11 protein-coding genes are annotated in these 12289 nt (G+C 71.0%); 3 read left to right on the top strand and 8 right to left on the bottom strand.

What is annotated here, in order from left to right:
* The first annotated feature begins 116 nt into the window (after positions 1–116).
* Positions 117–677 (top strand): GNAT family N-acetyltransferase, encoded by a 561-nt coding sequence (locus ACIBBH_RS41700; protein WP_399414110.1) that lies wholly within the window; start codon positions 117–119, stop codon positions 675–677.
* 3 nt (positions 678–680) lie between these two features.
* Here ACIBBH_RS41700 and ACIBBH_RS41695 read toward each other — a convergent pair whose 3' ends face one another.
* The 6 genes from ACIBBH_RS41695 to ACIBBH_RS41670 form a co-directional block, all read right to left on the bottom strand.
* Complete coding sequence (locus ACIBBH_RS41695) at positions 681–2201, bottom strand: type IV secretory system conjugative DNA transfer family protein (protein WP_399414108.1); 1521 nt, start codon at positions 2199–2201, stop codon at positions 681–683.
* Positions 2202–2215: 14 nt separating this feature from the next.
* Positions 2216–3640, bottom strand: a complete 1425-nt coding sequence (locus ACIBBH_RS41690) for an ATP-binding protein (protein WP_399414106.1) — start codon at positions 3638–3640, stop codon at positions 2216–2218.
* A 14-nt stretch (positions 3641–3654) separates the two neighbouring features.
* A complete protein-coding gene (locus tag ACIBBH_RS41685) occupies positions 3655–5214 on the bottom strand; it encodes an SCO6880 family protein (protein ID WP_399414104.1) in 1560 nt (519 codons plus the stop codon).
* Positions 5211–6545 (bottom strand): hypothetical protein, encoded by a 1335-nt coding sequence (locus tag ACIBBH_RS41680; RefSeq protein ID WP_399414102.1) that lies wholly within the window; start codon positions 6543–6545, stop codon positions 5211–5213. Before ACIBBH_RS41680 ends, ACIBBH_RS41685 begins: the two co-directional genes overlap by 4 nt.
* On the bottom strand, positions 6535–7359 hold the full coding sequence (locus ACIBBH_RS41675) for a hypothetical protein (protein ID WP_399414100.1): 825 nt from the start codon (positions 7357–7359) through the stop codon (positions 6535–6537). The genes ACIBBH_RS41680 and ACIBBH_RS41675 overlap by 11 nt, the downstream gene beginning before the upstream one ends.
* A gap of 209 nt (positions 7360–7568) precedes the next feature.
* On the bottom strand, positions 7569–7877 hold the full coding sequence (locus ACIBBH_RS41670) for a hypothetical protein (RefSeq protein WP_014673544.1): 309 nt from the start codon (positions 7875–7877) through the stop codon (positions 7569–7571).
* A 629-nt stretch (positions 7878–8506) separates the two neighbouring features.
* Between ACIBBH_RS41670 and ACIBBH_RS41665 the strand changes: the two genes are divergently transcribed.
* Positions 8507–8644 carry a hypothetical protein gene (locus ACIBBH_RS41665; RefSeq protein WP_399414098.1) on the top strand — a complete coding sequence of 46 codons (138 nt, stop codon included), beginning with the start codon at positions 8507–8509 and terminating at the stop codon, positions 8642–8644.
* 39 nt (positions 8645–8683) lie between these two features.
* Here ACIBBH_RS41665 and ACIBBH_RS41660 read toward each other — a convergent pair whose 3' ends face one another.
* Positions 8684–9286, bottom strand: a complete 603-nt coding sequence (locus ACIBBH_RS41660; protein WP_399414096.1) for a TetR/AcrR family transcriptional regulator — start codon at positions 9284–9286, stop codon at positions 8684–8686.
* A 125-nt stretch (positions 9287–9411) separates the two neighbouring features.
* On the opposite strand from ACIBBH_RS41660, the gene ACIBBH_RS41655 reads away from it, so the two are divergent.
* Positions 9412–10341, top strand: coding sequence for an oxidoreductase (locus ACIBBH_RS41655; protein ID WP_399414094.1), 930 nt, complete (start codon positions 9412–9414; stop codon positions 10339–10341).
* 330 nt (positions 10342–10671) lie between these two features.
* Here ACIBBH_RS41655 and ACIBBH_RS41650 read toward each other — a convergent pair whose 3' ends face one another.
* Entirely contained in the window at positions 10672–10830 is a 159-nt protein-coding gene (locus ACIBBH_RS41650; protein ID WP_399414092.1) for a hypothetical protein, read from the bottom strand.
* Positions 10831–12289: the final 1459 nt, after the last annotated feature.

Raw genomic sequence — 12289 nt, 5'->3', positions numbered from 1 at the left:
CCGATGGTACTGCAGGGGGGACCCTGTGGGAGAGTAGGACACCGCCGAACAATCATTGAGAAAACCCCCGCACCCTCCGGTGCGGGGGTTTTCTGTTGTGGCATACGGTTGCCCCCATGAGCAGCCCTACCGAGACCTACGTCGTCCGTGCCATACGAGCAGAGGAATGGACCGCAGTGAAGGCGCTGCGGCTTCTCGCGCTGCGGGATGCCATCGCACACCTCGCCTTCCTCGAGACGTACGACGAGGCCGCCGCCAAGCCGGACTCCTTCTGGCAGGAGCGGGCGGCCGGGGCCTGCGAAGGGTCCGCCGGCGCGCGGCAGTTCGTCGTGGAGGCACCCGACGCACAGTGGGTCGGCACCCTTACCGTGCTCGTCGAGGAGCCCGGCACCACGGACTGGGCGGGACTGCCGGTCAAGCGGCGGCAGGGGCACGTCGTCGGCGTGTACGTGCGGCCCGAGCACCGCGGGTGCGGTCTGACCGAGGTGCTGTTCGACGAAGCCGTGCAGTGGGCCTGGGGGATCGGTGTCGAGCGGGTGCGGCTCATGGTGCACGAGGACAACGGGCGTGCGCAGCGTTTCTACCGCAGGGTCGGGTTCGTACCGAGCGGGGTCACCGTGCCGTTCGTCAAGGACGCCGGGCAGCAGGAGCTGGAGTTCGTACTCGAACGGGACTGACGCTCACACCGGCAGCTCGTCGTGCGGCCAGCGGGTGCGGGCCTGCTCGCGGGAGCGGAGCAGGGCCAGGGTCGGCAGGCCGCGGTCCGCTCCCCTGGACAGGAGGTCCGGGAGCTGGGGGAGCGGGGCCACCGCCGCGATGTCGTCCAGGACGAGGGTCAGTGGTGGGTCGAGCCGACCGGAGGATGACCGTTCGGCCATGCGCCGGCCGCGCTCGACCACGCTGGAGACGAGGGCCGTCAGGAGCGGCATGGCGCCGGGGGTCGTCCTGGGGTCCTCGATGGATTCGCCGAGCACATAAAGCGTGCCCCCTTCGTCGACGAAGGAATCCAAGGCGAGCGCATCATTTCGGTTCGGAGTGCACGCTTCCCGGATGTTGACCGTGGAGAGCGCGGACAGCGTGCGGCTCGTCAACTCGTGGGCCATGTCCCGGCGTTCGGTGTGCGAGGTGAGGGCGGCCTCGAGTTCGCCCGCGGCGCCGGGGGCCGCCTTGGGGTTCGTACGGAGGGTGCGGACCGCGTCCTGGATCTGGGTGCCCTGGGCCCAGCGGTGGACGTGGCGGATGCTGCGGCTGTCGATGGCGGCGGCGTGGAGGTAGCTGCGGAGGAGTGTTACGGCGGTGTCGCTGACCGCTTGGTCCAGCCGGGAGGTCGGTCTGACCGGGGTCAGGAGGGCGGTGGCTCTCTGTGCCGCTGTTTCCTTGTTCTCGCAGCCCGCTGTGGGAGACCAGTGGAGGCGGGCCGGGGTGTCGCAGAGGTGGGTGGGGTCGTAGAGGAGGACCGGGCCCAGTTTGGCTCTCGCGTCCTTGGTGTCCTGCCAGAGGGCCGCATTGGAGGTGACCACGACGAGGGGGCCTTCCGCGTCGCGTACGGCCTGGGTTGCGGTGGTCTGGCGGGTCGCGGGCGGGCCGTACAGCACCGAGCCTTCGGCTCGGTTTGTTTCCCGCCCACCCATCTGTTCGCCGGCTACGAGGTCAGGCGATTCCTCGGACTCAGGCTCCCCGCGAGGCGCAGGCACCTCGGGCGGCGGACCAGACGCTTCGTACACCGGCTCAGGCGCCCAAGCCCGTGCCTGGGCCGGTGCCTGGATCGGCGCCTGCGCCGGCGCGGCGGTAGCCGCGGTAGCCGCCACCTCCCTGTTGAAGCTCCGCCGGACCCGGCCCGCACGCCACCGCATCACCGTGCCCATCACGAACACGGTCAGCACGAACAGCACCATCAGCTGCCCGATGAACAGCCCCCAGAACAGCCCGTACCCCGACAGCTGCCCCGCCGGGGTGTCCGGCCAGGCGCCGGCCATGTCGTGCGGCCGGCCGATGAGGTGGCGCATGGCCAGGGGCGTACGGGTGAAGGTGACGCCGGACGGCCAGGAGCCGCGGGAGAACCAGCCCGCGAGGCCGGTCGCGGACCACACCAGCAGGGTCATGCCGAGCAGGAACGCGAGTATGCCGATCAGCAGACCGTCGGGGATGCCCCCCTGGCCGTCCCGTCGTCCTCGCCCTTGGTCGCGGTCGTCGGGTCTCACGCCTCCCCCTAGCCCTAGGCCACCGTCGACTCGGACGACCCGTCCAGGTCGCCGACATGCTGTTCCACGAAGGCCGCCGCCCGCTGTTCCGCCTCCAGTTCGGCGGCGCGCAACGCGTCGTCGGCGGCCAGGTCGAAGGAGGACTCGGTCATCGCGCGGTCGGTGAACACCAGGGGGCGTTCCGTCTCCGTCACCAGGTGCTTGACCACCTGGACGTTGCCGTTGACGTCCCAGACGGCGATACCGGGAGTCAGCGTCGGAATGATCTCCACCGCCCACCTGGGCAGACCGAGCACCCGGCCCGTCGCCCGCGCCTCGTCGGCCTTCTGGGCGTAGATCGTCCGGGTCGACGCCATCTTCAGGATCGCCGCCGCCTCCTTCGCCGCGGCCCCGTCCACCACGTCGGACAGGTGGTGGACGACCGCGACGAACGACAGGCCAAGCCGTCGGCCGAACTTCAGCAGCCGCTGGAACAGCTGCGCCACGAACGGGCTGTTGATGATGTGCCAGGCCTCCTCGACCAGGAAGATGCGCTTCTTCCGGTCGGGTCGGATCCAGGTGTGCTCCAGCCACACGCCGACGATCGCCATGAGGATGGGCATGGCGATGGAGTTGCGGTCGATGTGGGAGAGGTCGAAGACGATCAGCGGGGCGTCCAGGTCGATGCCGACCGTGGTCGGGCCGTCGAACATGCCGCGCAGGTCACCGTCGACCAGCCGGTCCAGCACCAGCGCCACGTCCAGGCCCCAGGCCCGTACGTCGTCTATGGCGACGTTCATCGCCTCGGCCGACTCCGGCTCGGGGTGCCGTAGCTGCTCGACGATGTCGGAGAGGACGGGCTGGCGCTCGACGATCGTCTCGTTGACGAACGCGTGCGCCACCTTGAGCGCGAAACCGGAGCGCTCGTCCAGGCCGTGCCCCATCGCGACCTCGATGATGGTCCGCAGCAGCGCCAGCTGACCGGTCGTCGTGATGGACGGATCCAGGGGATTGAGCCGGATCCCGTGGTCCAGGGCCGCCATCGGGTCCAGGCGGATCGGGGTTATCCCCAGCTCCTCCGCGATGAGGTTCCACTCGCCGACGCCGTCCTCGCCCTGCGCGTCGAGGACGACGACCTGGCGGTCGCGGAAGCGCAGCTGCCGCAGGACGTACGTCTTCTCCAGGGCCGACTTGCCGTTGCCGGACTCGCCGAGGACCAGCCAGTGCGGGGCGGGGAGCTGCTGGCCGTACAGCTGGAAGGGGTCGTAGATGTAGCCCTTTCCGGAGTACACCTCGCGGCCGATGATGACGCCGGAGTCGCCGAGACCGGGGGCGGCGGTGGGCAGGTAGACCGCCTGGGCCTGGCCCGTGGAGGTGCGCACCGGCAGCCGGGTCGTCTCGACCTTCCCGAACAGGAAGGACGTGAAGGCGTCCGTGACGGCGGACAGCGGGTCACGCATCAGCGCATCAACCCCTACCTTCGGATTCCGGTGGCGAACGGCAGCGTGTTCACGAACGCGCGGTGGTGCTCGCGGTCGCACCACTCCAGCTTCAGATACGACTTTCCGGCCGACGCTCTTATCGTGCGCTTGTCGCGGGCCAGCGCCTCCGGGGAGCGCGCCGAGACGGTGATGTAGCCGACCAGGTTCACTCCCGCGGCGCCGCTGGCGAGGTCCTCGCCGCGCTGGTCGAGGCGGTTGTGGGCGGCGATGTCGCGGGGGTCCACGGTCCGGTTCATCTTGGCGGCGCGGGACGCCTCGGCCTCGTCGTTGGTCTTCTCGGTCAGCATGCGTTCGATGGCGATCTCGGTGGGCTCGAGGTCCATCGTCACGGCCACGGTCCGGATCACGTCCGGGGTGTGGACGAGGAGCGGCGCGAGGAAGTTGACGCCGACGGGCGTCATCGGCCACTCCTTCACCCAGGCGGTGGCGTGGCACCAGGGCGCGCGGGTGGCGGACTCCCGGGTCTTGGCCTGGAGGTAGGTGGGCTCCGTGGCGTCCAGCTCGGCCGGCCAGGCGTTGCGCTTCGTCATCGCCTGGATGTGGTCGATCGGGTGGTCGGGGTCGTACATGGAGTGGATCAGGGAGGCGAGGCGGCCCTGTCCCAGCGGCTGCCGGACGCGGATGTCGGCCTCCTGCAGCCGCGAGCAGATGTCGGTCAGCTCACGCGCCATGACGACCGCGAGACCCGCGTCCCGGTCCAGCTTCCGTCCGCCCTGCGGCCGGGCCGCCCGGGCCATGGCCTGGGCCTCGGCGGCCAGCTCGCGCGTGTAGTGCATGCAGGCGACGAGGTAGGCACGGTGCTGCTCGCTGCTGGTGGACACCATCGACTGCAACTGCTCGTACGACTGCCTCAGCCACCCCGGGGCCCGTTCGTCCCCGCGCACGGCGACGTCCTTGGCGTGGGCGTCCGGGTCGGCGGGCAGGGTGCGGGCGAGCATCTGCAGGCGGGTGACGAAACCGTCGCCGTTCGCCACGTGCTTGAGCAGGGTGCCGAACCGGTCGACCAGGGCCTCCTGGTCCTCGGAGTCGCGCAGGCCGACGCCCGGGCCCTCGATCTCGATGGCCGCGGTGACGGTCTTGCGGTCGGCGTGCAGCAGTACGGCGATCTCGTCCGGCCCGAAGGGCGCGGCCAGCCAGTTGATCCGCCCGATGCCGGGAGGCGGCCCGATCTCGATCTCCCGCCCGTCGAGGCGGGTCCCGGCCTCCATGACACCGGAGCGGTAGGCGGCGCCTCGCCTGACGATGCGCTTGTAGCCGCGGTTGATCTCGAACCACTTGTAGAAGGTCCGGCGCTTGTACGGCACGTACACCGCCGCCAGCGCCAGCAGCGGGAAGCCCGTCAGCAGCACGATGCGCAGGGGCAGGACCGGGACGAGGAGCCCGCACATCATGCCGAGGAACGCGCCCGCGATGATCAGCGCGATCTCACCGGACTCGCGGTTCCGGCCGATGATCGCGTTCGGCCGGGCGCGGCCGATCAGATACGTACGGCGGGGCGTGACCGGATGGGACATGTGGGACTCGGTCGTCAACGCCCTTCACCTCCCGTGCGGTTGCTGCTGCTGCTGTTGCGGGTGTTGCTGGCGTGCGGGGTGTTGGCCGGGCTGGGGGCGCGCGGCGCGGGTGCGGCGGAGGGGACGGCTCCGCCGTTCGGGGTGCGGCCGCTGTGCGCGGCGACGCCGCCGGAGGCCGGGTTGGCCGGGCGGGGGGTGCTGGAGGACGACTGGCCGCCGCCTCCGTTGTTGTCGGCGCGGGCACTGTGCGTCTTGATGCCCTGCGCGACCAGGGTCGCCGGGGAGCTTATGACCGCGGCGGCCTTGCTCTCGGCGCCCTGCATGATGCGGTTGTTGCGGCCGCTGGCGATCTCGTCGCCGAAGCCCGGGACGAAGCGGTAGATCATCGTGCTCGCGAAGATGGCGAGCAGGATGATGGCGAGACCGGAGACGACGGCCGAGAACGCGTCCGGGCCCTCGTCGCCGGACAGCGCCCCGGCCAGGCCCAGCACGATGACGATGACGGGCTTGACCAGGATGACGGCGATCATGATCCCGGCCCAGCGGCGGACGTGGCCCCACAGGTTCTTGTCCACCAGGCCCGCGTAGACGACGGTGCCGAGGAGGGCGCCGACGTAGAGCAGGGCGGCGCGGATGACCAGCTCCAGCCAGAGGACGCCGGCGGCGAGGATGCTGACCAGGGACACGACGATCAGCATGATCGGGCCGCCGCCGATGTCGTCGCCCTTGCCGAGTGCGCCGGAGAACGTGCCGAAGAAGGTGTCCGTCTGGTCGCCGGTCGCCTTCGCCAGGACGTCCGTGACGCCGTCCGTGGCCGAGACCACCGTGTACAGGATCAGCGGGGTGAAGGCGGAGGCGAGGACCGTCAGCCAGAGGAACCCGACGGCTTCCGACAGGGCGGTGGTGAGGGGGACGCCGCGTACGGCCCGCTTGGCCACGGCCAGCAGCCACAGCACGAGGGTGAGGATCGTCGATGCCGCGAAGACCACCGCGTACTGCTGCAGGAACTTGGCGTTCGTGAAGTCGACGTTCGCCGTCTCCTTCACGGCGTCACTGAGCTTGTCGACGGTCCAGGAGGCGGCTTCGGCACAGCCCTTGGCGAGGGAGGCGAGGGGGTCGAGGGGGGAGGTGAGGGGGCTGTCGTTGGGTAGGCCGGACTTGCGGCCGGAGCTGTTGCTGCCTTTTTCGCAGTACGCCTTGGCCGGGCCGCGGATGAGGTCGCACGCGTCGTCGCTCTTGGACGGTGTCGGGACGGGGGCAGCGACGGCCTGGGTGGCGAGGAGCAACACGGTGGACTGCACGGCAGCGAAGGCTGCCGTGACCCTGAGCATGCGGTGGTTAGCGCGCATACGTGAACCCTCCGTACTCCTCGACGGCCTTCGTCATGTCGTCAGCGGTGGAGGCCTTCTGGTCACGACCGACCGGGACGGGGCCGTCCTTCTGCTGGAAGTCGGTGAGCTTCCAGTCGTTGTCGACCCACTTCAGTTCGTATGTGGTGGTGTACCAACTCTCGGACACCGGGTTGGTCGAGGTTCCGCCGGGCAGGCCGAAGAGCGAGGTGTACCAGACCTGGACGGTGGCGTTGTCCCCGGTCATCGACGTGACCTTGGTGCCCACCGGGATGACCCGGGAGACGAAGGTCTGGCCGCTGGGTGTGGTGCCGTCCTTGTTGAGGCCGATGTTGCTCAGGAACGACTCGCTGGAGTAGGCGCTGTCCAGAGCTGACTGTCTGGCGGCTGCCACATGGGGGGCGTAAACGGTGTCGACGATCTCGTGCCGCCGGGCGGTGTTGAACATGTCGGCCGAACCGAGTGCAACGGAATAGTTGGCCGCCGCACTCTCCGCCCCCTGCTGATCCCGCGCAAACCCCGTAGGAATCCCCCCGGTCTTGGACCCCACCGGCTTCGTCCCGCTCGCCGCGGTTGCCGCCGCCTTCGGTTTGTCGCCGGAATCGGACCCGCCGTCGGACGAAGAGTCATCGCCCCGGTTCGCGAAGGCGATCGCCGCGATGAGGAGGACGATGACGCCGACGACCGTGACCAGGCTCCGGGAGGAGGACCGGCCGCCGCGGCGGGCGCCCCCGTAGGGGTCACCGCCGCGTTCGGGCAGGCGGGTGCGCGTCTCGCCCGCGCCGCCGTAACCCTGCTCGTCTCCGAGACTCATGCCGCGTACGCCCCCTCGACCTCGACCTCGTACCGGAACGCGTAGAAGTACGACGGTAGCCGTGCTGGTTCCCGCGCGGGCGCGGTGTGGTGACTCGACATCAGGGAAACGCAACCTCAGCCGGTGGGCACGACGGGCGGGTGGGGAGGTGGGGACCGGGCGTGCCCGGAGGACTGGAGGGCCGGGGGAACCGTGGGACCGCTACACCGTTACACCGCCATGCCGTACACAATGGTGAACAGCGTGCCCAGGGAGCCGATGATGAAGACTCCCGTCAGGCCGGCGATGATGAGGCCCTTGCCCTGTTCGGCGCTGAAGGTGTCCCGGAGGGCGGTCGCGCCGATGCGCTGCTTGGCCGCGCCCCAGACCGCGATGCCGAGGCAGAGCAGGATGGCGACGGCCATCACCACCTCGATCATCACCTTGGCCTCGTTGCCCAGGCTGCCGAAGGGGCCCCAGTCCGGAGCGATCCCGCCGATGATGGTGTTGATGTCTCCCTTATCGGCCGCAAAGAGCATGTAAGTCACCGCCCCTGGTGGGTAGTTCCGCAGTCCCCCTGCCGTGTGCAGAGGTCAGGCCTCATTGTCGCCGACAATGGCGTCGCCGTATGTCGACTTGGCGTCATTGACTGGCGGGTTTCGTACGAATGGCTCGTACGAATGGCTCGTATGGTCACTCTGTGTATCACGGCAGGTCACACCGGGCAATGAGGCCTGTCGGGTGAGGCATCGTGACGATGTTCTCATGAGGAAGGGGCCCCGGTGGTTGCCGAGGCCCCTGTGATTGCCGGTTCTGTGCTCAGCCGCCGAACGCCGAGACGCTCTTCAGGGTGCCCCGGCCGGTCGGGCCGTCGTAGCCCGACCGGGCGGTGCACAGGTAGGTGGCGGAGCAGGAGCCGTTGGTGCCGCTGGTGACGTCGTTCAGGGCGGAGGCGCCGGCCTTGGCTGTCGCCGGCGCCGACGGTGATGGCCACGCCCGGGTGGTTGAAGTACGAGGAGTCGTACGACGTGTCGCTGGACGACTCCGAGCCGCCGTAGCTGTGGGAGACGAACGTGGCGCCGAGCTTGACCGCCTCGTTCACCGCGGTGCCGAGGCTGGCCATGGAGGCGGACTTGGCCTCGACGAGCAGGATGTTGCAGCCCGGCAGATGGCGGACGCCACGTCCAGGTCGAGCGACTCCTCCTCGGCCCGGCCGCTGTCGGCGGAGGGGAGGGAGGCCGTCGAGCCGGTCCGGCTGACCTTCTGGAAGCAGCCGTTGGCGGTGGTGCAGGCGCTCAGGCCGTAGTAGAGCGGTATTTGGCCAGCTGGAGGGCTGGCTGCGGGCTCAGCGGGGCTTGAGGCCGTGCAGCAGGTGGTGCACGTGTTCGTCCAGGCCGGCCAGGGCCTGCTCCGCCGGGACCGAGCCGTTGGCGGCGAAGGCGGCGAGCCCGTGCAGGCTCGCGGCCGCGACGAGGGTGATGCGCTCCGGGTCGCCCGCGACGATCTCGCCCCGCGCCTGCGCGTCCGCGACCAGCCGCAGGAAGGATCCGACGGACCGGTCGACGGAGGCGGCGAGCTGCGCGGAGGCGTCGGGGTCGTGCTTGCGCGTGAACATCAGCTCCAGCAGTGCGGCGTTTTCGACGGCGAACCCGAGGTAGGCCTTCGCCAGCCCGGCCAGCCGCGGTTCCAGTGGCAGCCCGGGATCGTCCGCGGACTCCAGCGCCCCGGCCAGCCGCTCGAACCCGGTCAGCGCCAGGGCGTCGAGCAGGGCCTGCTTGTCCTTGAAGTGCCGGCCGGGGGCGGCGTGGCTCACCCCGATCTCGCGGGCAAGTTCACGCAGGGACAGCGCGCCGGCGCCCCGGTCGCGCAGGGTGCGCTCGGCGGTCGCGAGGAGGGCGGCGCGCAGGTCTCCGTGGTGATAGGGGCGGCTCTCGGGCATGCGGACCATCGTATCGGGGATGTAGGCGCTGTCAGCTTTGTGACCGTACCAGCGTTGTTGACATTGTCATCATAGTTGCCATCGCCACCATTGTTGTCATTGACAGCATTGTTGGCGGCGCCTACTTTGTGGTCATGGCTGACAAGACCGACGCGCCCGAGGCGCGTACAGGGAACGCGACCCACCTCCCCGACCTCTCCGGCCGCACGGCCGTCGTCACCGGCGCCAACAGCGGCATCGGCTTCGCCGCCGCCGACGCGCTGGCCCGCGCGGGCGCGCACGTGGTGTTCGCCGTACGGGACCTCGAGCGGGGCCGGACCGCCGCCGCTCGGGTGACCGGCAGCACGGAGGTGCGCCGGCTCGACCTCGCCGACCTGGCCTCCGTCCGGGAGTTCGCCGGCTCCTGGCAGGGCGGCCCGATCGACCTGCTGATCAACAACGCGGGCGTCATGATGCTTCCGGAGCAGCGGACCAAGGACGGCTTCGAGATGCAGTTCGGCACGAACCACCTCGGCCACTTCGCCCTCACGAACCTGCTGCTGCCCTACGTCAGGGACCGGGTGGTGACGGTGTCCTCGGGCGCGCATCGGATGGGCGACAAGCGGATCAGCTTCGAGGACGTCAACCTGACCGGCCGGTACACCCCACAGCGCGCCTACTCCCAGTCGAAACTGGCGAACCTCCTGTTCACCCTGGAACTCCAGCGCCGCCTCACCGAGTCCGGCTCACCCGTCCGCGCCCTCGCGGCCCACCCCGGCTGGGCGGCCACCAACCTGCAGAGCCACACCGCGAACCCCCTCGCCCGCGCGGTGATGCAGCTCGGCAACAGGCTTGTGGCCCAGGACGACAGGGCGGGCGCCCTGCCCACCCTCTACGCCGCGACCCAGGACCTCCCCGGCGCGAGCTACGTGGGCCCCGACGGCCTGGGCGAGATGCGGGGCGCCCCCACCCTCGTCGGCCGCAACACGGCGGCGAGCGACCCGGCGGCCGCGCGGCGGCTGTGGGCGCTGTCGGAGGATCTGACGGACACGCGGTACCCGCTCTCGCTGTCGCCGTCGCTGTAGCCACGGGGTCCCGCCGGGATCGCGGGTGCCGGCGTCTTCCTCGTCTTCCTCGCGAGCGGCGGTGCGTCGTCCATCACTGGGCGGACGAACGCGGTGTACGTGCGGATGGCGACGGCCTGCCGACTTTCCCCGGCGTCCGGGGCGGCCGTGGTGCGGTCTTGCGGTACCTCGTCCCACCCGGCGCGTACCAGCCGGCGACCTTGCGGACGGCCGGGCTGGGGTCGCCCAGCCGCGCCGCCTCCAAGGCGTCGACCGCCTCGGGTGCGGAGTGCGCGAACTTCCCCACCAACTCCGCCGCCATCCCCCGGAGGTGAGGGTCGGGGTCGCCGGTCAGCCTGCGGATGCCAGGCCCGAGGACCAGATGGCGCCGGGTGCGCAGGTGTCCCCCCTGCACCGGTCACAGGCCAGGGCGTGCAGGGCCATGACCCGTACGCCGGCATCCGGGTCGTCGGCCATGGCGATGAGCAGACCCATGGACTCGGTGTCCACCAGGTGGTCGAGGAGCCGGCAACACCCCTCGCCGACTCGCGGGTTCGCGTGCCACAGCCCGCCCCGGACGGCGCCTAGCGCCGCGTCCCCGCGCCGCAGCAGCTCGTGCTACGCGCCGACCGCGCGCTGCGGATCGCCCAGCGCTGCGACCAGCGCGCCGCTGTCTGTGCGAGCGAATCCCAGCAAGGGGCCGCCCGCTTCTTTGCCAGTGTCGTGCTTCCGCGGCCCGCCTCAAGGGCGCTTCGCGTCGCCTTCGGCGATGGCCCTTCGGGCCACCCTTGACCCGGGCCGCTCCAGCACGGGGAAGAAGCGAGCGAGCGGCCCAGGAAAAGCGGGGGCCGAGGCAGGCCTTCCCTTGCGTGGGCTGCGTCCCCGGCCAGGGTGCGGGGGCGCGGTCGCGCCTCGCCAGCACGCCGGGTTTGCTTAGCGGCTTGCGGTGGGTGGGTGGTGCGGTGCGCGGTGGGTGGGCGGGGGCACGCCGGGAGGGCTCAGCGACTTGCGGTGGGTGGGCGGGGGCACGCCGGGAGGGCTCAGCGACTTGCGGTGGGTGGGGGGTGCGCGCTGGGTGGGCGGGGGCACGTCGGGAGGGCTTAGCGGCTGACGGCCGGTGGGCGGGTGGAGGTGGAGGCGGGGCGTCACATCAGCCTCACTAGCCTCACCAGTCGCGGTCGCCGGGTAAATGGAGGATGTGAGCCAGGGGCGGGCGGCAAAAGCGCGGGTCGGCGGGGTCGGGCGTGCCCCTAATCCTCCAATTGCTTCCGCCAGTCCCGCTACGCACCCTCCCTCCCGGCCCGATGGCGGCGAGTGGAGAGTTTGTCCCGGCGGCCGGACGCAAAGCCCGAGGTCACGGGTGGTCGGGGTGGGACAAACCTTCCACTCACCATGTCCCTTCCAGATTCGCCGGGATTGGGATGCCGGACCGCCTGTCAATCGCGGAGGCGACTTCAGTGCAAGCCGCCGCCCTTGCCCGGCGTCCCGCCGCCCGCCCGTCGCGCCCCGCCCACCGGCCGTAAGCCGCCGCCCTTGCCCGGCGTCCCGCCGCCCGCCCGTCGCGCCCCGCCCACCGGCCGTAAGCCGCCGCCCTTGCCCGGCGTCCCGCCGCCCGCCCGTCGCGCCCCACCCACCGGCCGCAAGCCGCTAAGCGGACCCGGCGTCCTGCCACCTGCCCGTCGCGCGCCCCACCCACCCACCGCAAGCCGCTAAGCGGACCCGGCGTCCCGCCGCCCGCCCGTCGCGCGCCTCACCCACCGGCCGTAAGCCGCCGCCCTCGCCCGGCGTCCCGCCACCTGCCCGGCGCGCACCCCACCCACCCACCGCAAGCCGCTAAGCAAACCCGGCGTCCCGCCACCTGCCCGGCGCGCACCCCACCCACCCACCGCAAGCCGCTAAGCAAACCCGGCGTGCTGGCGAGGCGCGACCGCGCCCCCGCACCCTGGCCGGGGACGCAGCCCACGCAAGG

The sequence above is a fragment of the Streptomyces sp. NPDC051636 genome, assembly GCF_044453765.1.
In the GTDB taxonomy this organism is placed as follows: domain Bacteria; phylum Actinomycetota; class Actinomycetes; order Streptomycetales; family Streptomycetaceae; genus Streptomyces.
Note: the sequence above shows the minus strand (reverse complement) of the source record. Positions and strands in the feature narration are given on the sequence as shown.

Bases quoted from the DNA above. Each gene is read 5' to 3' on its own strand.
- ACIBBH_RS41690 (WP_399414106.1), bottom strand. From the start codon at position 3,640: ATGCGTGACCCGCTGTCCGCCGTCACGGACGCCTTCACGTCCTTCCTG.
- ACIBBH_RS41655 (WP_399414094.1), top strand. From the start codon at position 9,412: ATGGCTGACAAGACCGACGCGCCCGAGGCGCGTACAGGGAACGCGACC.
- ACIBBH_RS41670 (WP_014673544.1), bottom strand. From the start codon at position 7,877: ATGCTCTTTGCGGCCGATAAGGGAGACATCAACACCATCATCGGCGGG.
- ACIBBH_RS41660 (WP_399414096.1), bottom strand. From the start codon at position 9,286: ATGGTCCGCATGCCCGAGAGCCGCCCCTATCACCACGGAGACCTGCGC.
- ACIBBH_RS41675 (WP_399414100.1), bottom strand. From the start codon at position 7,359: ATGAGTCTCGGAGACGAGCAGGGTTACGGCGGCGCGGGCGAGACGCGC.
- ACIBBH_RS41665 (WP_399414098.1), top strand. From the start codon at position 8,507: ATGGCGGACGCCACGTCCAGGTCGAGCGACTCCTCCTCGGCCCGGCCG.
- ACIBBH_RS41680 (WP_399414102.1), bottom strand. From the start codon at position 6,545: ATGCGCGCTAACCACCGCATGCTCAGGGTCACGGCAGCCTTCGCTGCC.
- ACIBBH_RS41700 (WP_399414110.1), top strand. From the start codon at position 117: ATGAGCAGCCCTACCGAGACCTACGTCGTCCGTGCCATACGAGCAGAG.